This window comes from Stenotrophomonas sp. (assembly GCF_031995405.1).
Classification (GTDB): Bacteria; Pseudomonadota; Gammaproteobacteria; order Xanthomonadales; family Xanthomonadaceae; genus Stenotrophomonas.
In genome coordinates this window covers 1-25,359 of the sequence record NZ_DAMAGC010000056.1, presented here as the reverse complement: position 1 = coordinate 25,359, position 25,359 = coordinate 1, and the positions used below count along the sequence as shown (strand labels likewise).

Sequence of the window (25,359 nt, the reverse complement as noted above, 5' to 3'; positions counted from 1 at the left end):
GGTGCTGCTGTTGGCGCCCTTCTTGCCGGTGCCGATGTTGTCCAGGAAGCCGGGCGCATCGCGGTACTGCGCTACTGCGCGCACGGCGAGCAGGTCCTCCTTGATCGGCAGGTTCACCATCGCCTTGGCCGAATAGCCCAGGTCCGCATTTCTGGTCTGGCTCACCGTCGCTTCGGCGGCGGCATCGAAGCCGCTGCTGTCGGCCACGTTGGCGACATAGTTGATCGCACCGCCCATCGAGGCCGAACCGAACAAGGTGCCCTGCGGGCCGCGCAGCACCTCCACGCGATTGAGGTCGAACGCATCGATATCGGGGATGGCGATCGTCCAGCCCGGCTCGGTCAGCGGCACTTCGTTGAGGAAGTAACCGGTGGTCGGCTGGCCCTGCACGTTGCCCGAACTGGTGGCGATGCCACGCATCACCACATGCGACACGCCCGGCTGGTAGTTGTTGAACACCACGCCCGGGGTGCGCTGGATGTAATCGGCCAGCGACTGCGCGCCGATGTCCTGCAGTTGCTGGTCGGTGACCGCCGAGACGGAGCCGGCGATCTCGCGCACCGACTCCTTCAACTTGCCGGCGGTAACCACGATGGTGTCCAGGGTCCTGGCCGGGTCCCCGGAGGCAGGGGCGGCGTCCTGCGCCCAGACGGGTGCGCTGGCGATCAGGCCCAGGCAACAGGAAACGCGGATGGCGCGGGTCAGCTTGCGTACGTGGAGATGCGACGACATTGGCACGGTCCCCCGAGTGGCGATGGATGACGCTACCGGCGGATGTCTGCGCGGCGGCGATCACGGCTGAGGTCGAGTGAAAGTGAAAAGGGCTACCGCTGTCCAGCAGAAACGGCGGGGCCTTCACTGGCGTCAAATCATTGATTGCCTTATGGTTATCTGGCGCAAAACCGAAGATCCGGCCGATATCGCAGGTGAATTACGCAGAATCTGCGGCACTGGCCCTCAAATTGCGAACAACCTGCGGTGCATGCCGCTACCCGGAGTTCCATGACTGCCAAGGCCCTCGATCGCACCGACCTGAAGATCCTCGACGTGCTGCAGCAGGACGCGCGCATCACCAACCAGGCGCTGGCCGAGCGCGTCGCGCTCTCGCCAAGCGCCTGCCTGGCCCGCGTGCGCACGCTGGAAACCAAGGGACTGATCCGCGGGTATCGCGCGCACGTGGCGGTGGACCGCATCCGCTCGGTCACCGTGGTGCTCGCCCTGGTCACCTTCAAGCAGCACGTGCTGGAAGAATTCACCGCCTTCGACCGGCGCATCCTGGCCATGCCCGAGGTGGTCGAGGCCTGCCGCATCTCCGGCGCGTCGGACTACCTGCTGCGGGTGATCGTCAACGATGTGCACCACTGGAAGGACATCGCCCGGCTGCTGCTCGGCGGCGACTACGGCGTGGAGAAAATCGTCTCGCAGTTCCTGATGGACGAAGTAAAACCCTTCAGCGGCTACCCGTTGGTGGATGCATCGTCGAGCAAACGCAGCGGCTGAACCTTGCGCCGTGCACTGGACCTGCACGTGCGACCGCTGCACCATTGGCTGCATGCGTATCGACCATCTGACCCTGCCGGTTTCCGATCTTGCCGCCGTGGCGGCGTACTTCCGCGATGTGCTGCAGTTGCCGGTGGACGGTGACCGCGTGCCGTTGGGCTGGAGCACATTGCAGCTGGTTCCCGCAGGCGAAGTGCCGGTCGGCGGCGTGCACCTTGCCTTCAACGTGCCGCACAACCGGTTCGCCGCAGCCACCGCGTGGCTGGACGCACGCGCCACGCGCCAGCGCAATGCCGAAGGCCAGGAGCACTTCACCTTCGAAGGCCGCTGGGATTCGGAGTCGATCTATTTCACCGGCCCCGACGGCCTGATCCTGGAACTGATCGCACGCAGGCGCCTGCCTGCATCGGCGCTTCAAGGCGACTTCCATGGCAGCGAGATGACCTGCATCAGCGAGGTCGGCTTGCCCGCGGCGTCCGTCGCTGCCATGCAGGCGCGGATCGAAGCCGCCTTCAGCCTGGAGCCGTTGTCGCCGCCGACGCCCTACTTCGCGCCGATGGGCGATGACGAAGGGCTGCTGATCGTGGCTGACGTCACCCGCCGCTGGTTTCCCGAGCAGCGCGCGCTGCCCAATGCGCAGGGCGTGCAGGTGCAGTTGAGCGGTGTGACGGCTGGCGCGGAGCTCATCGACGCCGCGCTCGGCTGGCGCGTGCATTCGGCCTGATCCATGCGATATCTGCCGCCCTGCCAAGGCTGCAGGATTCCTTCGCGCACGCCCTAGGCCGTCGGTTGTCCGCGCTCGGCCATCGCATTGAGCCAGGCGTGCTTGAGGAAGTCGCGCACCGCCTGGAATCGCGGCGTGTCGTACAGCGAACGGTGCGTCCACAGCCACACGTCCTGGCTCAACGCCGGCGCATCGCGCACGCGCACCAGCCCGCCCACGTGCTGTGCCACCGTGCACTCGATGACACCCAGGCCCCCACCGGCGGTCACGCCGTCCAGCACGCCCACCGAATAATTGCAGCGCAGCCAGGGGCGGTTGGCGCCAGGCAGCGTGCGCAGCCAGCGCTCCACCTCGAACTCCACGCGCGGCTCGTCCAGCCCCACGAACTCCAGTTCATGCCACGCCTGGTTGGCGATGGCCGCCTGCCGCCGTGCGGCGTAGGCCTGGTTGGCATATAGCGCGTATTCCACCCGCCCCACACGGTCGCCGCGCAGGTCGGTGGTGTCCGGCGGGCCGTAGCGCAGCAGGGCGTCGGCCTCGCGGCGGGCCAGGTTGTAGGGTTCGCGCGAGGTGAGCACCTCCACGCCCAAGCCGGGGTGCAGGCGGTTCAGCCCGGGCAGCAGGGTGATCAGCAGGAAGCTGGCCCATTCGTCGGCATTGATGCGCACCGTGCCCACCAGCTCCTTGGGCGTATCGGCCTCGCGGGCGATCTCGTCGGCGGCTTCTTCCATCTGCTCGGCCAGCGCGAACACCCGCTGCCCCAGCTCGGTGGGAATGCAGCCGGTGGACGTGCGCTCCACCACCTTGCCGCCCAGGCGCTCTTCCAGCGCATACAGCCGGCGCGACAGCGTGGCCGTGCTCATCCGCGCAGCCTTGGCGGCTTCGCGCAGGGTGCCGCCGCGGATCACCGCCAGCAGCACCATCAGGTTGTCCCAAGGAAAGTGTTTCATATATGCAACGGCCGCCTGCAATATTGGGGGTTTTGCACCATTTTTGAAACTTATACCATGGCCCCCGGGCGCGCTACGAGCGTTGATCGCCGCCCCTCCCCCTCCTTTGATCCGCTCTCCTCTCCGCACGGCCTGCCGGCGGCGAACATCAGGTGCTGCACCATGAAAGCTGAAAAGACCCTCTGGGACCGCGTTGTCCACGCCGTGCTGTTTGAAGGCATTGCCCTGTGCCTGTGCGCGCCGGTCATGTCTTACGTGCTGGGCAAGTCGCTGTTCGACACCGGCGTGCTCACCATCGCCCTGGCCACGTGCGCAATGCTGTGGAACATGCTCTACAACGCGATGTTCGAGCGGGTGGAGAAGAAGTTCGGGTTCAAGCGAACCGTGCCGGTGCGCATCGGGCATGCGGTGGGCTTTGAAGGCGGGCTGGTGCTGGTGGTGGTGCTGCTGGCCGCGTGGTGGCTGTCCATTTCCTACTGGGATGCGTTCCTGTTGGAGATGGGGCTGATCGCGTTCTTCCTGCCTTATACCTATGTATACAACCTGGTGTACGACAAGGTGCGGGAGCGGTTGGTGCGGCGGGGGGATGCTGCGCGGGTTAGCGAGGCCTGATCGGACCCTTGTCGTGGGCACTAGTGGCACACAACAAGGATGACGAGCTCCTGACCAGTACGTTTCGTCTGGATGGAAACAGCTCGCCAATCGTGTCGCCGTGATGTTGCTGGATGAAAATCTCTGCCGAGCGAAGTGCGTCGTTCGGCCCAACGCAATAGACGGCGAGGCCAGAGTGATGTGGCGACGGCGTTTAGCGTTCCTGATGAAATCAGAGCATTTGGGCTCATCCGGGGTCGCGTCCATGGCTGGATCACGGCAACGCAACCGACAGCTTCGTCGGCACCTGTAGCCGAGTGCCCAACGGCTGTGATATGAGTTCCACACCACATCGAGTGGGTGCTTTCAGGGATTTGAAAGATGACGTGGTTACGTAGAACTACGCGGCGCGTGCCCGCCTGTGATGGAGCGCTCAGGAGCAAGATTCTCTGGCCGAGTTCCTTGCCTGCCTGGCTCTGTTGCGTCGCGCTGATCGGAATTTTGGTCTCGTCTGCAAGCGCCCAGACCGTCACCTACATCCATACCGATGCATTGGGTTCGGTGGTGGCAGAGTCCGACGCCAATGGCAATGTGATCAAACGATATGACTACGAGCCCTATGGGGAAGTCGTGGCAGCAGAAATCACCGATGGACCAGGCTATAGCGGACATGTGAGCGACGCAGCCACCGGGCTGAGCTACATGCAGCAGCGCTACATGGATCCGCAGTTGGGCGTGTTTCTGAGCGTTGATCCTGTAACAGCCTACGAGCAGCCGATTAATCAGTTCAGTCGGTATCGGTATGCGAATAGCAACCCTTACCGATTTACTGATACTGACGGTCGTCAGGCAGCAGAACGTTTCGTAGAGCAGCATCGCAATGACATGCAGGCTGGCAACGGAGCAGTCTACGAGCCGCTCCAACCATACGCTGTGGCCGCTACAGGGGTAATGCTTGCTCCTGTAGCGGTGGAAATTGGTCTAGCCGCAATGGCTAACCCTGGTGCAATGGCCGCGGCCACAACATCGCCGCGGAGATGGCTGGGGTCACCGGAACCGTTGGTGCCGCTGGCCTTGCCGCCAAGGAGGTAGGGCCACTGTTGCAAGCTGCTGGTAAGCCGTTCAACGCAAGCGGCCTTTCCGTGGCTGCGCGAAAACTCGAACAGCACGCCACTCGTCCAGGCGGAACCTTCGCAGCTCCGACAGGAAGCGTGGCACAGAAGAATGAAACCGCCAGCCGCGTTGTAGAAGGGCTCCTGAAGAGTCCAGATACCGTCAAAACCTCTCTGAGTGGCGGTGGGGTCGAGTACAGAGGCGCGAGTGGTCAAGGAGTGCGGTTCGAAGCGGATGGAGCATTTAACACATTTTTGGATCCCAAGAAAAAATAGGTGGAACATGACACGGTTTTCAATTGATTACGTGAGTCCGATGGACTTTGAATCGCTCGCCGCTGAAGTATCATTTGACTCACAGCTTTTGTGTCGCATTGATCAGGAACGAGGTGATGGAGTACTTGAGATCGAGTTCTTTCATCTGACTAGAGCTATTGAGTCCGACGTAAAGATGAAGTTCTCTCTGCCAGAGTTCCTCAAAGTCATCGAGGAAACTTGCTCGGACCTGAGTGCGACTCCTCCCTAGATTTACTCTTCATCGCGGTGGGGTGGGAAGGCATCGTAGTCCTTCAACTGGCCGCATGGTGGCTGTCCATTTCCTACTGGGATGCGTTCCTGTTGGAGATGGGGCTGATCGCGTTCTTCCTGCCTTACACGTATGTGTACAACCTCGTGTATGACAGGTTAAGGGAGCGGTTGGTGCGGCGTACGCAGGCTCGGCGGGTGAGTGAGGCGCGGTGAGGCTGGGGCAACGTCACCCAAGCTTGAGTAGCGAAGCGCTTTGGCGTCTCATCCTCAAAGACAAGGAGGTTGGACGTGAAGAACCGCTCTACCAAGAAAACACCATCTGCTACGAGCGCTTCACGATGTCCCTAAGCGCTCTCTTCGGCCCGACTGCCATGCCCGCGTGCTTCAAGCCAATGGTTGCCGTTTCCACGGAACGCTCATGATTCCCTGCGTGTTCGTGCAGTCGGGCAAGGAGAAGACATGCTCTTACCTTGGTCAGGGAGCTGAGAAGACCAGGTTCTCCACTCTCAATGTCTTCTCCATCCATCGCAGCGATCGACCCATCTAGTCGATACGCATGAAACACCTGCATGCCGCGCCCCATCACCATGCCAGCGACCGCATCGATGCTTGAGGTAGACATCGGCCACCATTGATCACTGGTGCCGGCCTCATCCGTCAGACGCAATTTCAGTTCACAGTCGTGCATGTCGATCTGATCGCCATCCAGCGGCGCTTCTGCCCCGGCTTTCGGCAAGAACGTGTAGTGAATTCCAAGATTCACACAGAAGCTCTGCTCTACGCTGTGTGGCTGCAACTGGATAACGTTCAGCGCATCCCCAACTCGGCGGTTCCAAGTACCCGCCGCGATTCGCTGGAAGCTTGATGCCTTCAGCGACGCGCCTAATGCGTCATCCGCGGCCTTCTTTAGCGCTGCGAAATTCATCATTGGCAAAAGTCCACGATGGCGTCCCCAGGAGCAGGTGTTGATGCTGCGTCGCGTACTGGCCGCTTGCGGCGGAGCCGCTCGCCTGCTTCGGCCGACTTTCAGAGTATAGAACGCAGCCACACCGCGGCGGCTTCAATGGCGTCCCGATCACCGGGCACAAGAATCTCCGGCGTTATGCCCCGGGGATACGCCTCACCATCACGGTCAAGCATTGCCCCGGTCGTCAGCCGCAGGACGCCGCCATCAGGAAGTGGGAAGGCATGATTGGACGTCGCACGCCCCGCAGTGGTCTGCCCAAAGAAGCGGGTCGCGGGGCGGCCCCTGAAGGCCACGGCCACTCGGCTGACCAGCTTACCTCGTCCGCGTTCAGAGCATTGGCGCGAATGAGGGCAAGCGCATGGGCCACCATGTCATGGGCGGAAACGTCGGTCGACTCCCCCGGCTGCGCCGTCAACATGAGATGCTCGACAGCCACATCCCCCGCACTAGCCAGTGTCACCCCGAACTTGAGGCTGGTGGTGGCGAAGGGAATGTAAAGCACGATCGCGCGCGAGGGAACCGTCACCGGCGCGCACCGGCTCACGATCCGAGCTGGCGAAGGCCAACCTTCCTTTGGCGCCGTCCGCACGAATCCAGAGCGCAGCAGTACCGGCACCATCATTGACCCGCAGACTGCCGGTCAGGCGCACCTCCTTTCCTTGAAAAGGGTCGGCTTTCAATGACGTAATCGCACCGATGAAGGCGCTCTCGCCCATCGACTCGGCGGACAAGGTGACGGCTGCGCCGTTCGTGCCAAGGACATCACCAGAGCCACCGGTCACCGAGTGGGTGCTGGTACCTTCCCATGATGTTGCTGCTTGCGCGCCAGCGCTGAAGAGCGCCAACAGGACGAAAGCCGCTGTGCGCTGCATGGTCAACATCCATGTTCACTATGAAACACGATCCTAGTGCAACGGCAGTGCACTCACAATGTGATTCAACGCGCTACATTGCTAGCGCTGAGAAATATCGGATTTTTGCATATCGAAAATTGCGCCGTACGGTCTCCCCGCAAAGGAGAACCCTCATGTCCATCAAAAGCGTCGGTTCCGCTGCCTCATCAGCCGCCCGATCGGTAGATATCTGCACGCGCGACAACGCCGCGATTTCTGCGGCCATCGCGAGCATAGCATTTGTACATTGGCGGGATCGCATCAGGGCACTGTCAGTGGGAAGGACAGCGCAACGGCCTTCAACCACCACCGACCCGCGCAACCACCACCAAACCATTACCCCAACCTCTCCAAACCCCCAACTCCAGTTGACGCCATCGTTCGCACCAGCTGCGACCCCCTGCGAGTTTCATCCCACTTCCGCACATCCACCGCACTCCAATTCGCATCATCGCGATTGCTGCCGACCTGCTCGGTTGACCCTCCTCCCCCCCGAAAGCATGGTGCACGCATGAACATACTCACGCGCATCGCCTTGCTTGGCGACGTGGCCAGCATCCGCCAGGGCCACCCCTTTCGCGGTGCCATCGGCGCCATACCAGGGGGACCTGTGCAGGTCATCCAACTGAAAAATCTGTGCGCCGATGGCCTGCAGGATCGCGAGCACCTGCTGCGCACCGTGCTGCGTGCACGCAAGCCGCCGGAATGGGTGCAGGATCAGGATGTCCTGATCGCTGCACGCGGCAATCACCCCATGGCCATGCTGTTGCGCGCACCGCCAGAATCCACCGTATGCAGTCCACACATGTACATGGTGAGGGTGAACACGGCCGACCTGTTGCCTGCGTTTCTGGCCTGGCAGTTGAACCAGCGCGCGGCCCAGGCCTACCTGCACCAGCAGGCGGCGGGGTCTCGCCAGCAGAGCCTGCGCAAGGCGGTGGTGGCACAGTTGCCGTTGCGCATTCCGTCGCTGCCGCAACAACAGCGCATCGTGGCTATCGCCCAGGCGGTACGGGCCGAGCAACGCTGCCTGGAGGCGCTGATCCACAACCGCCAGCAGGAGATCGCGGCGGTGGCCGAGCAGGTTCTGCAGGGAGGCGGCGCATGACGCTGATGGGTGAACTTCCCGGCGCGCACGCCACCCTCGCCGCGCTGACCAGCGCCCGTGAAGTGCTGGTGGACGCCGCCGACACGGAAGCAGCCACGCACCTGCTGCTGGCCCTGCTGCTGCTGAAGATCGCCAGCGACACCGAGGCGGCAGCGCAGGATCCCGATGGCACCTATGGCTCGCCGCTGACCTGGGGACCCACCGCCCCGGGCGCGCAGATGCTGGCAGTGCCTGCCGATGCCCGCTTCGAACATCTCTTCCAGCAGCGTTTCGCCGACGGCAACGATCAGCGCATCCTCACCTCGCTGCAGCGCCTGACCCAGTCCAATCCGGCCACGCTGGGCGAAGTGTTCGACGTACTGCGCCTGCACGATGGCTGGCCGCGCGATCCGGACCGCCGGGACCTTGCGCTGTCGCGACTGCTGGGACGGCTGTCGGTGCCCGCGCTGGATTTCCGCAGCCTGCGCGGCATGTACCGTGCCGACATCGGCGATGCGGTCGACCGCTTGCTGGAACGTGCCCAGCCGCGCCGCAGCAAGCTGCCGCTGGCCCACGTGCCCGAGGCGGTGTGCTGGCTGATGGCCGCGCTGATGGACCCGGTCGAGGACGACAGCATCTGCGACCCCTCCTGCCACGGCGGCAGCCTCCTGCTGGCCGCCAGCCGCTGGGCACGCAGCCGGCACGGTGCACGTCGCCACCGGTTGCTGGGCCAGGAGGAGCGCGATGAGGGTTGGGCACGTACCCGGCTGCGCCTGCTGCTGCACGGCGAAGACAACCACGCCATTCACGCCGGCACGCCGCTGCTGCACGACATGCTGGTGCAGCCCGACGGCACGCTGCAGCGCTTCCACGTACAACTGTCGCGCCCGCCCTTTGCCTTGGCCTGGATACCCGAGCGGGGACGGCGCGATCCCCATCACCGCTTCGTCCACGGCATGCCGCCACGCCAGTGGGGCCATCTTGCGCTGCTCCAGCACATGCTCAAGGCGATGGACCCGCAACATGGGCGGATCGCGATGGTCGTTCCGCACGGCGTGCTGTTCCGACGCGGCGAAGAGGCGCTGATCCGCCGACGGCTGCTGGATGCCAACCTGATCGAATGCGTGATCGGCCTGCCCGACCGACTGTTCGCTGGCACGCCAGTGGCCACGGCATTGCTGGTGCTGCGTAGCGTGCGGAACGATGATGCGGTGCTGTTCATCGATGCCCGCCAGCTGCAGCCCAAGGGCAAGCGCACGGTCAAGCTGGACCGCGCTGCCGCCGAACGGTTGCTGACGCTTTGCCAGCAGCGCCAGTCCGTGCCCGGGCTGGCCTGCCGCGCCGAGCCGGCATTGTTGGCGCACCACGAGGGCAACCTGAGCGTGGCCCGCTATGTGCATCCCGATGCGCCGAGTTGCTCGCCCTCGTTGGAGACCGTGCGCGGGGAGCGTGCCCAGTTGCGTTCGCAGCTGGATGGACTGGAGCGGGTGTTGGAGGCGAATCTGCTCACACTAGCCTCGCCGCGCGCCCGCACGGGCTGAGCACCGTGCATCGGTGCGCTGATGCCAACGCTCGCGACAGCGGGACAGGCGTTGGCAGGGGCTGCCGAAGGCGCGAGCACACGGCTCGATCGACACTCGCTATCCCGATGTCTCAATGCATCGGAACTATCCACCGATCCCATACTGCGCAGTGCATGAACCGGAATGATGCACACGGCGGGCAGCAGGACGGTTCGGCCATGCTGGGGGCATGCCGATTCCGATCCCCTTGCGCTGTTCATCAGCCTGCGTCACGACGCCTTTGCGCAGCCGCCTGGCATGTCCGCATCCGCGTGCATTCTGCGTGGGTGCGCGAACATGACACGCGACACGGTCAAGCATTCGGCGCTGGGCTGGCTGCGTCGGTTGGGCTGGCACTACCTGACCCGGCCACATCCGGGATCGCAACCGGACGCCGATGCCGATGCCGATGCCGGCGATATCCTTCCCACGCAACTGCGCGAGCGCCTGCAGGCGGTGCGGTTCCGTGCGCAGGGGCAGCTCTGGCCGCTGGATGAAAGCGGTGTCGCACAGGTTCTTGCCGCGTTGGCCCGGGTGTCGCTGCGACGTGGCGTGCAGGAGGGCAACAACGCACTACTTAGTCTTTTGCTGGACGGCATCGATATCGAGCAGCACTTGCCCGATGGGCAGAGGGTGCAGGCCTGCGTGCAGGTCATCGACTGGAACCACGCAGAGCGCAATTGCTGGCATGTGGTCGATGCGCACGGCATGGGACAGGTGGCACGGGAGGCAACGCCCCGGGTGGCAACGCTGCTGGGCTACGTCAACGGACTGCCGCTGGTGCGCGTGCTGTGCGTAGAGCGCGATGCACAAGGCCGCTGGGGATGTGAAACGGCCGCGATCGCCTTGCACCTGCAGCAGCGCCCCGGGCCGGCCGGTGCCTACGCGCAGCTGCTGCTTGCCCTGGACCGCCGCGGCGGGCGTTACGCAACGCAGGGCGCGCCGGCCGAACACTGGACACGTTGGCGTGAGCGGGGCTGGGGGCCATCGCACCTGAAACGCCTGCGCCAGGAGCCGACCATGGAGTCCGAGCGAGAGACCCCCGCTGCCGACCTGCGCGGCGTCCATGCGTCGCTGTTGGCAGGAACGATGGCCCCGGCACGAGTGCTGGCGCTGCTGCACGGGTTCATCGACGTGGCTGCCGACGGTCGTCGCCAGATCGGCCGCTCGGCGCAGTTCTTTGCGGTCCAGGCCGCGCTGCACCAGCTGCATCGCCTCGATGCACGGCGCCAGCGTTGCGACGGTGAACTGCGGCTCGCAGCCGGCAGCGGCATGCGACGGGTAAGGCAGTGGTTGCTGCAGCGGCTGCGGCGCGATCCCGTGTTGCGTCAGTGCCGGGTGCTGGTGGTGCAGTCGCCCCGTGCCCTGCCGGACCGGGTAGGCGGCCCGGGCGCGCACGTGCGTTCGGCAAGGCGAGCGCCGCATGCAGGGCTCTCGCCGACGCAGCGTCTGGCCATGTTCATGGCGGACGGGCGCGGCACGACCCTGCACACCTCGGCCGCTACGGTGCAGGCATGGCTGCGTCGGCGCGACACGCACTCTGCCGATGACGACCTGATCGTGCTGCTGGACGCGAACCTGCGCGAAGGCGACTGCCGCTGGCTGCAACGCGCGCGCGAACGCATGCCGCGCGCGGGATGGCTGTGGCTGGCGTCCACGCCGTCTCCCGGCATTACGGAGGGCGTAAATGCCGCTGCGATCCTGTATGACTACCCGGCCACACACGCTGTGGCAGACGGCGTCTTGGCCCCCGTGCATCACCAGGCGCTGCGCGCTTCGCCCGCCGAAAGCAGCGAGGTTGTCGAACAAGGGACAACGTCGAGCCTGCGGAGGGATGCCACGGTGGCGATGATCGGCCAGCATTTCTTCGACACCGTCCAGAGCACCGAACGCGGCCTGCGGGCGCTGCTGCTGGTGGCCAGCGACGAAGACGCGCGGCGCTATCAACGCGCGTTTGCACACGAAGGCAGGTTGCACAGCCGGGTCGTGCCTGCGTCCGCCGCGCGGGCCGTCGATGCCCTCCCTGGCAACGACGCACAGCCGCAGCTGCTGATCGCCGTCGATGGTGTTGGCCTGCCTTCCTTCGATGCCCGCATGGCGGTGCTGTACCTGGACTGCGCGTTACCCACCGGTGCATGGGCCGCCGCGCTGGCGCTGGTCAACCGTCCGCACCCGGACAAACGCTGCGCCTGGCTGGTCGACCTGCGTGATCCTCCCTGCCCCGTGCCCAATCCGGACGACTGGGGGCTTGGCCGGATACAGGCCATTGAAGCCGGGCTGCCCCGGCAGCATCGACGCCTGCATGCCCTGCTGCCTGCCGCACGCAGCAGCGACTTCCATGCCTGCCGCGCCCACCTGGCGCCGCGCTGGGTGCTGGACGCACGCGGCGAGGCGCGCGACCTGCACCGCCGACGTCGGCGCTGCCTGCATGGTCGGGTGACCGCCTTCGGTCAACAGTTGCAGATCGCGATGCTGGCGCCCGCCGATGGTGGAGAAGAACCGCCCAAGGGCAGCCCGCGATGGGGCTACCAGTACGACCTGCATTTCTGCTCGATGTTGCGCGATGCGGTCAACGAGGACGCCCACGAAACCCATCTTTATGCCAGCGAGGACGTGCGTATCCGCCACTGGGCGCGTGAGCGCGCACCGCAGGTGGAGGAACCGGCATGGGATTTTGCCGCCCTGCGCGCGGTGGACGCCATCGACGCGCACCAGGAGGCAGACGCGCTGCACAGCCAGCTGCGCTTCCAGCTGGACACCGATGCAGTCGATCCGGAAGCGCGACGCCGCACACAGCACCAGCTGGGCGCGCTGCTGTTCCGTTCGACCACGCCAGCCAGGCGCTTGAAGCGCCTGCGCGCGTTGCAGGCCATGCTCGAAACCGGCTCCAGCGGCAGCCTGCGGGAAGCAGCGCCGCTGCTTCGGGCCTGCCACGCCCTGCTCGCCCGCCACTGGGGCGCTACCGGCGGGCGGGGGCAGCAGCACTTGCGGCAGACGCTGGCCGGGCAGCTTGTCACTGCGGTGATCGACGTCCGCGCGGCCCACGGCCACGCACCACACCTGGTTGCGATGGCGCTGCGCCGACGATTGGCGCACGCCTGGCCGGCGCAGTTCACACCGCACCAGCGCGACGCGGTGCTGGCCGACCTGCCCGCGCTGCTCAGCCGGGCGGACCTGTTCGAGACGGCGTCTCTGGATTGAGGCCCAGGCCGTTGCTCAGGGCATCACCGGTGGCACGTAGGTGAGGGTCATGCCCAGCAGCCACAGCAGGCCCAGCACCAGCGGGATGTGCACCAGCAGCTGGATGAAGGTGAAGCCGACGATGTCGCGCGCCTTCAGGCCCAGCACGCCCAGCAGTGGCAGCATCCAGAACGGGTTGATCAGGTTGGGCAGGGCTTCGGCCGCGTTGTAGACCTGCACCGCCCAGCCCAGGTGCGCCTTGAGCTCGTTGGCCGCCTGCATCACATACGGCGCCTCGATGATCCATTTGCCGCCACCGGAGGGCACGAAGAAGCCGAGCACCGCCGAGTAGACGCCCATCACCAGGGCAAAGGTATCGGTGGTGGCGATGTGCACGAACAGACTGGACAACCGATGCGCCAGCGTTTCATCGCCGCTGCCCACCGCGTGGGTGAGGATCATGGCGATGCCGCCGTACAGCGGGAACTGGATGAGCACGCCGGTGGTGCTGGGCACGGCCTTGGCCACCGCGTTGAGGAAGCTGCGCGGCCGCCAGTGCAGCAGCAGGCCGAGCGAAATGAACAGGAAGTTGTAGGTGTTGAGGTTGGCAATCGCGCTCACCAGCGGCTTGCTGGCGAACTCGCCGAAGAGCCAGCCGAAGGCCAGCAGCGAGAGCAGCACGGTCAACAGCGGGCTGTATTCCAGCCATTCGCCCGGTCGGGTACGGGGCTGCAGCGGCTGCGGCTCGGCCTGGGCGGCGCCGTCGAACGCGCGGGCGGTACGGGCGGTGGCCGGGCCCGGCGCGGTGAGCCAGGCGATGAGCAGCGAGACCAGGATCAACGCGGTGGTCAGCGCGATCGACTGCCACAGGAAGATGGTTTCGGTGAACGGCAACACGCCGGTGATCTCCACCAGCCCTGGCGGCATGCTGGCCGGGTTGGCCTGCAGCTGCGCGGCCGAAGAACTCAAGCCCATCGCCCAGACTGCGCCCAGGCCGAGGTAGGCCGATGCGCCGGCGGCGCGGTAATCCATCTGCAGATCTTCGCGGCGGGCCAGCGCGCGCACCAACAGCCCACCGAAGACCAGCGAGAAGCCCCAGCTGAGCAGCGAGGCCAGCATGCTGATCAGGCCGACGTACACCACCGCGCCGCGGCCGGTGCGCGGCACGCGCGCCAGCTGGTCGATGAAGCGCGCCACGATCGGGGCGGTGGCCAGCGCGTAACCGCCGATGACGACGAAGGCCATCTGCATGGTGAACGGGATCAGGCTCCAGAAGCCCTCGCCGAACGCACTGGCGGTGGCCTGTGGGGTCGCGCCGAAGCCCATCGCGGCACCGGCCACGATGATGACGCCAAGGACGGCGAACACGTAGGCGTCGGGAAACCATTTTTCGGCCCATGCGGCCGAGCGCAGGGCTGCGCGTGCCATGAAGCCGTCCCGAATCGTTGTCGACGTGGCCATTGGCCTCTCCCAGGTCATTCAATGGGGGGATTCTGTGGGTTGGCGGGCGTGCTGTCAGTCGCCTATTGGTCTTAGGGCGCGGTGGGTGTTGGGTGCGAGGGTGCCGGTGGTGCGTGGGCGGCTCCTGGCAGGGTCGGCAGCCGGTGAGAGGTCGGCATTGCCGGGTTATGGCGCTGTTGGGCTACGGGTTGCCGAGCGTGGCTCGGCACTACCGGGGCTTGGCGCTGTTGGGCTACGGGCTGCCGAGCGTGGCTCGGCACTACCGGGCTTGGCCTGTCTTCAGTGGAACGCCAGGGCGGCGGCGATGCCGGCGAACAGGGTGGCGCCTACCCAGTTGTTGTGCAGGAAGGCCTTGAAGCAGCGGTCGCGTTCGCGCTTCTGGCACAGCATGAATTCGTAGACGATCAGCAGGGCGGCCACGCCGAGCGACAGCCAATAGGCGGCGCCCAGCCCGGCGCGGGTGCCGACCAGGGCCATCGTGCCCAGGAACAGCGCGTAGAGGATGCCCTGGATGACCAGGTCCAGGTCGCCGAACAGGATCGCGGTGGAGTGCGAGCCCATCTTCAGGTCGTCGTCGCGGTCGACCATGGCATACCAGGTGTCATACGCGGTGGACCACAGGATGTTGGCGCCATACAGCAGCCAGCCGATCACCGGTACCTCGCCCTGCACGGCGGCGAAGGCCATCGGGATGCCCCAGCCGAAAGCCATGCCCAGGTAGACCTGCGGCAGGTGGGTGTAGCGCTTGAGGTAGGGGTAGCTGGCGGCCAGGAAGATGCCGATGAAGCTCAGCCCGATGGTCAGCGCGTTCAGGGTGAGCACGAGGGCGAAGGCGACCAGCATCAGTACCGCGAACAGCACCAGCGCCTCGCGCCCGGACACCCGGCCACTGGCCAACGGACGGTCCTTGGTGCGCTTGACGTGCGGGTCCAGCCAGCGGTCGGCGTAATCGTTGATGACACAGCCGGCCGAACGCGTCAGCCACACCCCGGCACTGAACACGAACAGGGTCCACAACGACGGCAGCCCGCCGGCAGCCAGCCACAACGCCCACCAGGTGGGCCACAGCAGCAGCAGGGTGCCGATCGGACGATCGGCGCGCATCAGTTTCCAGTACTGGCCCCAGCGCGACGGCGTGCCGTCGGCGGGGACTTCAAAACGTTCGTAAGCCATGCGCAAAGGATACCGCCAAGCCCCGCCGCGAGCGTTGCCGTGCAGGGCAATTGAACGGGGGGCAGACCTGCGCCGCGTTTACCGCTAGAATGCTCGTCCCGCGCCACCACGGCGTTCGGCGGCCAGCACCGGCGCCCGGGATTGCAGGACACAACGCGCTCGTAGCTCAGCCGGATAGAGTAGTGGCTTCCGAAGCCATTGGTCGGGGGTTCGAATCCCTCCGGGCGCACCATCTCCTTGATTTTTTTGGCGACCCGTACCTTCGGTGCGGCGCTTGACTGTGTCCGGGTGCGGGGTTGGCCGGTTGCTCTGCGAGTCCTGGGAAGCACTTTCCGGCGGGCTGCGGTCCAACCGGGACGAGTCGCGTTGGTGTGCCCGCCCGAAATGCCGGTCCTTACGCCAGAAGCCCCAGTGCGGGATGCTGGCCAGACTCCCCTGCCCTGGGCCGCCGACAACCGGCGTGCCCTCCTCCACCTTCAAGGAATGACGACGATGCGCAATGCGACCAGGATGCTGTGTGCCCTGATGCTGGCGGCGGCTCCGGTGGCGCCGATGCATGCGGGCACCAGTGCGACCAATGAAGACGCGGCGGTGCTGATGCGCTACGTATTGAAGCTGTTCAACGCGTCAGCAACGATAACTGCCCAGCTGCGAACCATGGGTCTGCCCGGCGAGCAGGATCAGATCGCCGACGCGGCCCGTGATCGCTTCGATGTGGATACGTTGGGCACCCTGTTGGGGCCGGTGCTGGCCGCGCAGGTGCCTGCCCCACAGATCCACGAGTGCGCCGCCGCTGTTCGGCTGCCCGAGAGTGCCGCGCTGCTTGCGGCGGTGCCGGTCAGTGAAGACGCGGCGGCGGCGTTGCAGGCGTTGCCGCCAGCGCAGCAGCAGACGCTGCTGTCGCTGATCAGTCGGCCCTGCATGGCCGTAGTGGTGAAGGTGATCAGCTCGCCCGACGCCCATGCGGTCGCAGGGCAATACGGCAGATCGCTGGTCTGCGATGCAGTGCGCGACGATGAGACGGCGTTGCAGATCTTGCGCGATGCGGGACATTGCGCACCCTGAGACACACCCCTTCGCGACAGCAGCAAAGCGGATCTGCGGTCACGACCCACGGCCGTGACCGGCGCGTGCACCGGCCGTCGGCCGGCGCACGGTTGCCTCAATACGTCCCGTCGAACGCAAAGATCGGCTTGCGCTGCTTCCACAGCCCGGCGGTGAAGTCCGGGAATTCCAGGGTCTGGAAGCCGTTGGCGATGGATTGCTCCGACAGCGGCGTGATCGCGCTCCAGGTGATGGCGTCGTAGATGTCGATCGGCATGGGCGCGCGGGCCTTCAGTGCTTCCACGAACGCATGGATCACGAACCAGTCCATGCCGCCGTGGCCGGCGCTGGCGGCGGTATCGGCGTGCTGCTTCCACAGGGGATGCTCGTACTGGTCCTGGTAGGTCTTGAAGTCTTCCCACTTGTGCGGCGGGCTGCGGCCTTCGATGTGGATGGACTGGTTGACGTCCATCCACAGGCCCTTGGTGCCCTGCACGCGGAAGCCCATCGAATACGGGCGCGGCAGCGAGGTGTCGTGCTGCAGGAGGATGGTCTCGCCGTTCTCGCAGGCCAGCGTGGTGGTCACCACGTCGCCCAGCTTGAAGGTCACCTTGGTGCTGGGGTGGGTGGTGCCGCCGCTCTTGGCCACGGTGTAGTCGTGCAGGCCGCGCGCCTTGCTGGCGAAGGCGTTGATATGGGTGAAGCGGTTGCCGCGGTTGATGCCGGTGTACATGGCGCAGGGGCCGATGCCGTGGCTGGGGTACAGCTCGCCGTTGCGCTTGACCGAGTGCTCGGTGCGCCAGCGCGCTTCGGACCAGCCCTTGGCGCCGAACTCCACGCCGCTGTCGTAGGGCTGGTTGGGATCGCCGGAGTTGAACTTCACCCCGCGCAAGTCGTGCTGGTAGCCGGCCTGCAGGTGCACCAGTTCGCCGAACAGGCCCTTGCGTACCATCTGCAGCGCGGCCATGACATCGCGGCGGTAGCAGACGTTCTCCAGCAGCATGTACGGGGTGCCGGTGCTCAGCTGGGTCTTGAGCACGTCCCAGTGGTCCTGCAGGGTGATGCCGGCGACCACTTCGCAGCCGACCGCGACCTTGGCCTGCATCGCGGCGATCGCCATCGGCGCGTGGTATTCCCACGGCGTGGCGATGATCACGGCATCGAGGCCGCGCTGTTCGAGCAGGCGCTTCCAGGCGTTGACGTCGCGGTCCTGGCCGTAGGTTGTCGGGGTCGGCTTGCCGGCCTTGGCCACCTTCTCCAGGGCGCGGCCCAGCATGATCGGTTCGATGTCGCACAGCGCCACCACCTCCACGTCGTCGCGGCGTACCAGTTCGGTCAGCAGCACCTGGCCACGCATGCCGGTGCCGATCAGGCCCAGGCGCACCTTGCGCCCGCGGGCCCAGGCCGGCGTCTGCGGCAGCAGGCTGGTGGCGGCGACGGCCGCGCTGGCGGCGATGAATTCCCTACGTTTCATGGACAGTACCTCGTTTGAAGATCGCGCCGGCCGGGACCGGCGCGGGGTGTGCATCAGAACTTGTAGCCGACGGTCAGGCTGTAACCACGGCCGTAGATGGTCGCGTAGTCGCTGGAATCGCCCAGGAAGCTGTTCGGATCGTAGAACGGCAGGCGGTCGAACAGGTTCTTGATGGTGAAACCGACGTTCCAGTGGTCATCCGGGCGCCAGCCCACGCTGAGATTGGCCGTCCACCACGACGGGGCGCCATCGCACTTGCTCTGCTCCAGCGGCAGGTAGCCGGCGGTGCAGGTCTGCGGGTTGTTGTCTTCCTCGTCGATCTGCTGCAGCGCCCACTTGGTGCCGCCCACGTAGTTGATGAACATGCTGGTGGTGAACTGCTTGTAGGTCCAGTCGGCGTTGAGCGTGGCACGCAGGCGCGGGTTGTTGTAGTAGCCCACCAGGTCGCCGTAGTACCAGCCGCTTTCCGCATCGGTGTAGGAGCGGTTGCGGTTGGCGATGGTGGCGGCCAGGCCGATGTTGAGGTTGCCCCAGTCGCCCAGGGTGAAGCGGCTGCGCGCGTCGATATCGAAACCGTCGATCAGGGTCTTGCCGCGGTTCTTGTACTGGCCGACCACGCTGGCCACGTTGCCCACGCTGTAGCCGGGCAGCGTGCCCGGGCAGCTGACGCCGCTTGCCGGGTCTGCGCACATCGCCGCCAGCGCGGCGAGGTTGGCGCGGTCGCTGTCGGTGATCGGCGAGCGGGTGGAGGCGATGATGTCTTCATCGCGGGTGAAGTCCGGGGCGACGATCTCGTTGCTGCGGTAGATGAACCAGTAGTCGGCCGACACCGACAGCCACTGGGTGGGCTCGTAGACGAAACCGAGCGTGGTGATCTTGGCCTTCTCCGGCTTCAGGTCCGGGTTGGGCTGGGTCATGCGCGCCACGGTGCGGCTGCAGTCGCTGTTGAGCAGGGTCTTGCCCAGGTCCACATCACCGCCGCGGCCGGATTTCAGCAGCAGGTTGGCGATGGCGTTGGTCTCGTTGCAGCGTACTTCGTCGCGGTAGCCGCCGAGCTGGGCGAACACGCCGCCGTTGCCGGACTCGGCCAGGCTGGGCGCGCGGAAGCCGGTGGAATACGTGCCGCGCAGCATCAACTGGTCGAACATCTGGTACTTCAGGCCGATCTTCGGTGCCAGGTTGGCGCTGAAGTCGGGGTACTTGTCCACGCGCAGCGCGGCGTCCAGTTCCAGCTTCTCGGTCAGCGGGGCCACGGTTTCGGCGAACAGCGCATAGGTGTTGCGCTTGCCGTCGAACCACGAGCCGCCCTGCTGGGTGATCAGGCCGTTGGCCGCGTCCGGGTTGCCGGGGGTGTAGAAGGTTTCGCGGCTGGCGTTGAAGCCGAACGCCGCGCGCACTTCACCGGCGGGCAGGTTGAACAGCGGCCCTTCGATCTTGCCGTCCAGGGTGTGCAGGCGCGTCCACGACTGGATGTCGAAGGTGGGGAATGCCTCGCGGATCAATGCGGCGTTGGCTTCGCTCAGTTCACCGAACGTGTACGCCGGATGGTCGGAGATGATCACCCGCCCGGTGCCCGGGTCGATGGTGTACGGGCCGAAGGCCTTCTCGAAACCGGCCAGGTTGACGTTGGTGGTCTGGTAGGTGACCGAGTGGCTGCCGGCGGTGGCGAAGGCGGTTTCCCAGTTCCAGTCGCCCACGTCTCCGCGCAGGCCGGCCACCACGCGGTAGCTCTGGTCGGTGTTGCGCTGGCCGAAGTGGTTGGCGCCCACGTCCTGCAGCAGGTACTGCAGGCCGACCACGCCGCCCATCAGCGCGCGCAGTTCCGGCGAGGCGTGGTTGTACTCGTTGTTCGGGCCCAGGTACGGGTACAGGAACTGGTTGACGGTGGTGCCGGTGTTGCGCGAGAACCAGCTGGTCGGGTTGCCGGTGGTGGTGCCGTAGGCGCGCGGGGTGCCGCCGTTGGCGGTCAGGTCGATGTCGGTATAGGTCGCCTCGGCGAAGGCTTCGGTACTGTCGCCAATGAGGAAATGAGCGTTGACGTAGGCGGTGTTGCGCTCGGATTTGGCGCCGGCATCGATCTCGTTGTTCATCCACGTCTCCCAGATACAGCGCGGGCCGGCCGCTTCGGTGGTGAGCACGTTGTTGCAGCCCGGTGCGGCTTCCTGCACGCGGCGACCGGTGACCGGGTCGAAGGCGAAGTAGCTGCCGGGGTTGAACTCGCCGGGCTTGCTGCCGGTGCCCAGGCGCAGGTTGGGCAGGTAGTTGGGGTTGTTGACGTAATACTGGCTGGGGCGCTTGTCGTAGAAATCGCTCAGCGGAATCGCGGCGCGGCGGTACAGGTTGACCGAGGCGTAGACGTTGTAGCGGTCGGCATCGAGGTCGCCGAAGCCGGCGGTGATGCTGCCCTGGTGTTCGCCGTAGGAGCTGATCCGCGAGGATTTATCGGTGGTGAGGTTGATCTCCGCGCCCTGGTAGGAACGCTTGGTGATCACGTTGATCACGCCTGCTACCGCATCAGTGCCGTACACCGCCGAGGCGCCGTCGGTCAGTACCTCCATGCGTTCGATCGCCGCCGCCGGGATCGCGTCGATGTTGACGAACTGGGTCTGGAAGCCGGCGGGCGCACCGTAGTAGGACAGGCGGCGGCCATTGAGCAGCACCAGCGTGCCCTGCGCGCCGAGACCACGCAGGTTGGCCTGCGATGCACCGTCGGAACCGGTGAACAGCGAGCGCGAATCCTGCTGGCCCGGGCGGGCCGCGGGCAGGTTGTCGAGCACCTGCAGCAGCGTGCGCGCGCCCATGTTCTCGATGTCCTGCTTGCTGATCACCTGCACCGGCGAGGCGGTTTCCACGTCGGTGCGGCGGATGTTGGAGCCGGTCACTTCGATGCGCGACAGCTCGGTGGCCTTGGGATCGGGCGTGGCGTCCTGGGCGCTGGCACTGCCGACCACGGCAACGGCCAGGCCGAGTGCGATGGACAAGGGGGTAGCGGTGATGCGGCGATGGCGATGGCGTTCGGTCAACATCTTTGTCTCCTTGTTCGATCCGCAGCGTGGGGCTGGCGGTGGATGGGTGTTTTCGGGCAAACGTCCCCCGTTCCGCGGTCGGCAGGCCGCAGTCGGGGAAACGGAGAGAGCTGTTTTGAAGCGGGCGGTTGAGCGCTTACGGCGACACGATGCTGGCGGTATCGCCCTCCTGTCCGATCAGGGCGGCGTTGGCCCAGTTGCCACAGACCTGCGCAGGCGTCTGGCCCTGCGCGCCCAGCGTGCGCAGGCTCAGGCGTTGCAGGCCGCGCACGTCCAGTTCCGGTTTGACCACGCCCGGCGCCTTGACCAGGCCGCTGTCGTACAACAGCCGGCCATCGCCCCAGACCTGGAACTGCATGCCACCGGCGGCGCGGCATTGGTCATCGATGCCAAGGTCGGCGCGCAGCAGGCGCCAGCTGCCGCCCAGCTGCAGGTCGATGCGGCTGCTGGCATTCACGCCCAGGCCGCGGCGGAAGTGCAGACCGTTCATGCGCATGTCCGCCGTGCCGCCGAAGGCATGGTCGGTGGCGACGCTGGCCTGCAACACGGCCGGCAGCGGCAGTGCCGACAGGTACAGCTGCTGCGCCGGTTTTTCAGGTTGCTGGTGTTCGAGCACATGGAAGCTGGACAGCACGATCGGGCCGACATCGCGCGGCTGCAGTGCATCCACCGCGCGGGCCACGCTGCCCTGCGCGGCGGTCACCATCGGATCGGACGCGCTGGCGCCGTCACCTTCCGGGTTCTGCGTGCTCAACACGCGGAAGCGCAACAGGCGGCCGGCATGGGCGGGGAAGTCGATCTGCTGCTTGCCCTGCTGCAGGGTCAGGCGGCCGCGCTTGACCGGCTCGCCCCACTCGCCATTGCTGTCGGCCAGGTAGATCTCGTAGTCGCGGATCTGGCCGTTCTTCCAGTGCTGGTCATTGCGCGGGGCCAGTTCGATGCCATCGATCAGCTTGCGCTCGCCGAAGCCGACCACCCACTCGTGCGCGCCGGTCTTGACCGCCTGGTTGCGCACCGTGCGGAACCACGTGGCCGGATCGTCGTCGAAGGCCTTTTCCAGTTCGTAGCCCTGTTCTTCGGCCGGGCGGTTGACCACCAGCAGGCTGTCCGACGGCAGCGCGCGGCCCAGTTCGGGCGCAGCCGGGTAGGCGTCATCGGCTACGGCGGCGGCAACCGGCAGCGCCAGTTGCAGGCGCAGGGGCTGGCGGATATCACTCGGGGCAGTGCGCACGTGCACGGTGCCGCGACGCTCGCCGGCATCGAAGTACCAGCCTTCGCTGGCCGCCTGCCATGCTGCCTTGTCGGCCAGCATCGGCAGCGTGCGCTCGCCCAGCGTGACCGCGCTCGGGCGCTGGCGGCTCAGTACCCGCAGGCCATAGCGGCGCTGCGCCAGCTGGCCGGCGTACTGGCCCTGCACTGCATCGATGCGCACCTGCACCGGGCCACTGCCCTGCGCCGGTGCCTGTACGTGGATCTGCTGGGTACTGGATTCGCCCGTTTCGTAGCGGCGGGTAGCACCGTCGTCTTCGTACAGGGTGTAGCTGGCCTCGCCCTGCGGATACAGGTCGAAGGTCACTTCATCGAGCGGCTTTTCGCCGTCGTAGAGCATGTCCGGGTACATCGGGATGATCGCCCCGGCGCGTACGAACACCGGGATCGTGGCCAGGTCGACCGGGCGGTCCAGCGAGCGCCCGTCGGCGCCGGCCTGCAGCTGGCGGCCGTCCCAGTAGTCGATCCAGCGGCCCGGCGGCAGGTGGATGTCGCGACGCCAGCCACGGCTGGCAGCCTGGCTGCGGTACACCGGCGCGATCAGCAGTTCGCGGCCGAGCAGGAACTGGTACTTGTGCGCTTCGGTATACGCCTGCGGGTCCTGCGGGTAGTCCCACATCAGCGCGCGCAGCAGCGGTGCGCCGCTGGTGGCGGCGTCGTGCGCCAGCCCGTACATGTACGGGGTCATGCGCATCTTCCATTTGAGGTAGTCGCGGTTGACGCTGCGGTAGGGTTCGTCGAACCACCATGGGTGCTTGCGCGCATTGGCCGACCAGCCGGACATGCCCATCAGCACCGGGGTGAAGCTCTTCCACTGCAGGTCGCGGGTGAAGGTTTCGGCGCTGCCGCCGAAGATCGCATCCACATCGCCACTGGCATAGGCCATGCCGGACAGGCCCGAGCCGATCAGGGTCGGGATATGCCAGCGGATGTAGTCCCAGCTGCTGCTCTGGTCGCCGGTCCAGGCCACCGCGTAGCGCTGGATGCCGCCCCAGCCCATCACCGTCCACAGGAACGGACGCGAGTCGGAGTTGTTGAGGATGCCGTTGAACGCGGACTGGTTGGCGTCCATCGCGAACTGGTAGCCCTTGCCGGTCCAGGCCACGTCCAGCTTCTGCACGCGGCTGCCGGCGGTGCCTACTTCCCAGGCGATCTTGTCGACGCCGTTCTCGGTCCACAGGCCGGTCTTGAAGCCGTATTTCGCCAGGCCCTGCACGGTCTCGGGCAGCTTTTTGTAACCGCAGCCGTAGCCGTCGTTGGGCAGGATCCAGCCGCCGGGCATGTCGTGCGCGCGGTACTGTCTGGCCACGCTGTCGACCACGTCCGGGGTGGTGCCGGTGGGGCCGTCGCTCCAGCCGTCGGGCACGCTGCCGGGCTTCTTGATGTTGTCGGCGTCGTTGTAGCAGTCGGCGTCGCCGTAGGAGAACGCCCAACGCGGCAGCAGTCCGGCGCGGCCGGTCAGCGTGGTGTAGCGATCCAGCAGCGTGTGCAGGCTGGGCCCGACGAAGTAGTACGCATCGAAGCGGTCTTCGCGATGCAGCAGCGTGGCCTGGTCGGCCTGGCGCAGGTCGTAGCTGCCATCGCTCCAGGTGTTGCGCAGCATGCCCCAGCCGCGCGAGCTGAGCAGCATCGGCGCCGGGTTGGGGCGGTCACCCTCTTCCCAGCCACCGGAGTAGGACACCTCCAGCTCGCGGCCCTTGAACTCGAAGCGGCCGTTCTGCTGGCCACCGCCGTAGAAATGTTCACCGGCCTCGCTGGACAGCACCTGCACGCTCTGGTCCTTGTCCAGGTCCAGCGGCTGCAGTTCGCGCCACAGCGCGATGTCACCACCGTGCTCGCGGCGGTCCAGCGCCAGCCGCAGCGGCCTGCGCTGGATGTGCAGCACCAGCGCATCGGTGCGGATGCGCACTTCGTTGCCGTCTTCTTCCAGCTGGAAGGCGACCTTCGCAGCCGGCTGCGGCAGCACGATCGGGGCAGCCTTGTCGCCGGCCGGCCGCAGTGTGCCGTTGCGCCCGGCCTGGATGCGCAGCATGTCCGCGCCGAGCAGGTCCACGCGCAGCGCCACGCCGTTGTCGGTGCTGAGCGTCCAGCCGGGGCTGCCGTCCTTGCCGGGGGCGGCAGTGATGCCGCGCAGGTTGCCCAGCGGTTCGGCCATCGCCGGTGCGGCGACCGCCAACGCGGCCAGCAGTGCGATCGTCAAACCCGTGCGTCGTACCCGGAATTCCACCTTGCCCCCAAGCCCGCGATCAGCGGGTATCTGCAACCAGTGCGGCCGACTCTAGGGCAGGGTCTCGAAAGATGTCAATAAATTGCAAAGAAAATAGAAGGATATTTTAGTGTAAACGAAAGTTGTTGCGCGGCAGCACTTTCTATATGGCAGCTGAATGCGGGCTTCGTGTCGCGTGTAACCATGTCGCAGCGCGGCATCTTTACTCTTGCCGTCCTGCCGACGACGCGAAAGTGTGATCAATCCAGCTTTTCTTTATCTTTCGATATTTGACATTTCGAAAGAAAACACAGAAGGTGCGGTCGCCCAACAGGAATTGCGAATGGACGCTTCTCTGCTCACTGATTTGCCCGCGTGGCAGCGCCTTGGCGGCGCCTATACCGCCGAAGAAATCGCCCAGCAGCCGCAGATGTGGACGGCGCTGGCCGAGATCCTGGACAGCGCGCAGGCGCGTATCGACGCCTTCCTCGGCCAGGCCCTGCGCCAGCCGGACCAGCTGGTCATCTTCACCGGCGCCGGCAGCTCGGGCTTCATCGCCGAGATGGTGGCCGACCAGATCAATGCACAGTGGCCGGCCGAAGTACGCGCCCT

18 protein-coding genes, 1 tRNA gene and 1 pseudogene are annotated in these 25,359 nt (G+C 65.9%); 10 read left to right on the top strand and 10 right to left on the bottom strand.

Annotation, left to right across the window (positions count from 1 at the left end):
- Positions 1–732: TonB-dependent receptor plug domain-containing protein (locus RTO53_RS11555; protein WP_312237920.1), on the bottom strand; the 732-nt coding region annotated here is incomplete at its 3' end.
- Between the two features lie 270 nt (positions 733–1,002).
- On the opposite strand from RTO53_RS11555, the gene RTO53_RS11550 reads away from it, so the two are divergent.
- Together RTO53_RS11550 and RTO53_RS11545 are read left to right on the top strand one after the other, a co-directional pair.
- Complete coding sequence (locus RTO53_RS11550; protein ID WP_312237919.1) at positions 1,003–1,500, top strand: Lrp/AsnC family transcriptional regulator; 498 nt, start codon at positions 1,003–1,005, stop codon at positions 1,498–1,500.
- A 52-nt stretch (positions 1,501–1,552) separates the two neighbouring features.
- On the top strand, positions 1,553–2,224 hold the full coding sequence (locus RTO53_RS11545) for a VOC family protein (RefSeq protein WP_312237918.1): 672 nt from the start codon (positions 1,553–1,555) through the stop codon (positions 2,222–2,224).
- 53 nt (positions 2,225–2,277) lie between these two features.
- Here the strand turns inward: RTO53_RS11545 and RTO53_RS11540 are convergent, their stop codons facing one another.
- A complete protein-coding gene (locus RTO53_RS11540) occupies positions 2,278–3,174 on the bottom strand; it encodes a LysR family transcriptional regulator (RefSeq protein ID WP_312237917.1) in 897 nt (298 codons plus the stop codon).
- Between the two features lie 162 nt (positions 3,175–3,336).
- On the opposite strand from RTO53_RS11540, the gene RTO53_RS11535 reads away from it, so the two are divergent.
- Positions 3,337–3,786 carry a multidrug/biocide efflux PACE transporter gene (locus tag RTO53_RS11535; RefSeq protein ID WP_312237916.1) on the top strand — a complete coding sequence of 150 codons (450 nt, stop codon included), beginning with the start codon at positions 3,337–3,339 and terminating at the stop codon, positions 3,784–3,786.
- A gap of 441 nt (positions 3,787–4,227) precedes the next feature.
- Positions 4,228–4,857, top strand: a complete 630-nt coding sequence (locus RTO53_RS11530) for an RHS repeat-associated core domain-containing protein (protein ID WP_312237915.1) — start codon at positions 4,228–4,230, stop codon at positions 4,855–4,857.
- An 870-nt stretch (positions 4,858–5,727) separates the two neighbouring features.
- On the opposite strand, the gene RTO53_RS11525 is transcribed toward RTO53_RS11530, so the two are convergent.
- The 3 genes from RTO53_RS11525 to RTO53_RS11515 form a co-directional block, all read right to left on the bottom strand.
- Positions 5,728–6,333: a DUF4304 domain-containing protein gene (locus RTO53_RS11525; protein WP_312237914.1), complete on the bottom strand. Its 606-nt coding sequence runs from the start codon at positions 6,331–6,333 to the stop codon at positions 5,728–5,730.
- A 98-nt stretch (positions 6,334–6,431) separates the two neighbouring features.
- Positions 6,432–6,665 carry a S41 family peptidase gene (locus RTO53_RS11520; RefSeq protein WP_312237922.1) on the bottom strand — a complete coding sequence of 78 codons (234 nt, stop codon included), beginning with the start codon at positions 6,663–6,665 and terminating at the stop codon, positions 6,432–6,434.
- A gap of 153 nt (positions 6,666–6,818) precedes the next feature.
- Positions 6,819–7,244 carry a hypothetical protein gene (locus RTO53_RS11515; RefSeq protein ID WP_312237913.1) on the bottom strand — a complete coding sequence of 142 codons (426 nt, stop codon included), beginning with the start codon at positions 7,242–7,244 and terminating at the stop codon, positions 6,819–6,821.
- Between the two features lie 532 nt (positions 7,245–7,776).
- Between RTO53_RS11515 and RTO53_RS11510 the strand changes: the two genes are divergently transcribed.
- The 3 genes from RTO53_RS11510 (at position 7,777) to RTO53_RS11500 (ending at position 13,115) form a co-directional block, all read left to right on the top strand.
- On the top strand, positions 7,777–8,373 hold the full coding sequence (locus RTO53_RS11510; RefSeq protein WP_312237912.1) for a restriction endonuclease subunit S: 597 nt from the start codon (positions 7,777–7,779) through the stop codon (positions 8,371–8,373).
- The gene (locus tag RTO53_RS11505; RefSeq protein ID WP_312237911.1) at positions 8,370–9,893 is read left to right on the top strand and encodes an N-6 DNA methylase; all 1,524 of its coding nucleotides are present in this window, start codon (positions 8,370–8,372) and stop codon (positions 9,891–9,893) included. Before RTO53_RS11510 ends, RTO53_RS11505 begins: the two co-directional genes overlap by 4 nt.
- A gap of 318 nt (positions 9,894–10,211) precedes the next feature.
- Positions 10,212–13,115, top strand: a complete 2,904-nt coding sequence (locus RTO53_RS11500) for a type I restriction endonuclease (protein ID WP_312237910.1) — start codon at positions 10,212–10,214, stop codon at positions 13,113–13,115.
- Positions 13,116–13,130: 15 nt separating this feature from the next.
- Here the strand turns inward: RTO53_RS11500 and RTO53_RS11495 are convergent, their stop codons facing one another.
- Both RTO53_RS11495 and ubiA read right to left on the bottom strand, forming a co-directional pair.
- Positions 13,131–14,555 (bottom strand): TIGR00366 family protein, encoded by a 1,425-nt coding sequence (locus tag RTO53_RS11495; RefSeq protein ID WP_312237909.1) that lies wholly within the window; start codon positions 14,553–14,555, stop codon positions 13,131–13,133.
- A 279-nt stretch (positions 14,556–14,834) separates the two neighbouring features.
- The gene (ubiA, locus tag RTO53_RS11490) at positions 14,835–15,728 is read right to left on the bottom strand and encodes a 4-hydroxybenzoate octaprenyltransferase (RefSeq protein ID WP_312237908.1); all 894 of its coding nucleotides are present in this window, start codon (positions 15,726–15,728) and stop codon (positions 14,835–14,837) included.
- 155 nt (positions 15,729–15,883) lie between these two features.
- Here ubiA and RTO53_RS11485 point away from each other — a divergent pair.
- Together RTO53_RS11485 and RTO53_RS11480 are read left to right on the top strand one after the other, a co-directional pair.
- Positions 15,884–15,960 (top strand) — tRNA-Arg (locus RTO53_RS11485).
- 152 nt (positions 15,961–16,112) lie between these two features.
- On the top strand, positions 16,113–16,793 hold the full coding sequence (locus RTO53_RS11480; protein ID WP_312237907.1) for a hypothetical protein: 681 nt from the start codon (positions 16,113–16,115) through the stop codon (positions 16,791–16,793).
- A gap of 97 nt (positions 16,794–16,890) precedes the next feature.
- Here RTO53_RS11480 and RTO53_RS11475 read toward each other — a convergent pair whose 3' ends face one another.
- The 3 genes from RTO53_RS11475 to RTO53_RS11465 all read right to left on the bottom strand — a co-directional run bounded on the left by RTO53_RS11475 (position 16,891) and on the right by RTO53_RS11465 (position 24,768).
- Positions 16,891–18,246: a Gfo/Idh/MocA family oxidoreductase gene (locus RTO53_RS11475; RefSeq protein ID WP_312237906.1), complete on the bottom strand. Its 1,356-nt coding sequence runs from the start codon at positions 18,244–18,246 to the stop codon at positions 16,891–16,893.
- A gap of 53 nt (positions 18,247–18,299) precedes the next feature.
- Entirely contained in the window at positions 18,300–21,272 is a 2,973-nt protein-coding gene (locus tag RTO53_RS11470; RefSeq protein WP_312237905.1) for a TonB-dependent receptor, read from the bottom strand.
- A 136-nt stretch (positions 21,273–21,408) separates the two neighbouring features.
- Positions 21,409–24,768 carry a TIM-barrel domain-containing protein gene (locus RTO53_RS11465; RefSeq protein ID WP_312237921.1) on the bottom strand — a complete coding sequence of 1,120 codons (3,360 nt, stop codon included), beginning with the start codon at positions 24,766–24,768 and terminating at the stop codon, positions 21,409–21,411.
- Positions 24,769–25,090: 322 nt separating this feature from the next.
- Here RTO53_RS11465 and RTO53_RS11460 point away from each other — a divergent pair.
- Positions 25,091–25,359, top strand: a pseudogene (locus RTO53_RS11460) (tagatose-6-phosphate ketose isomerase); the annotation flags it as partial.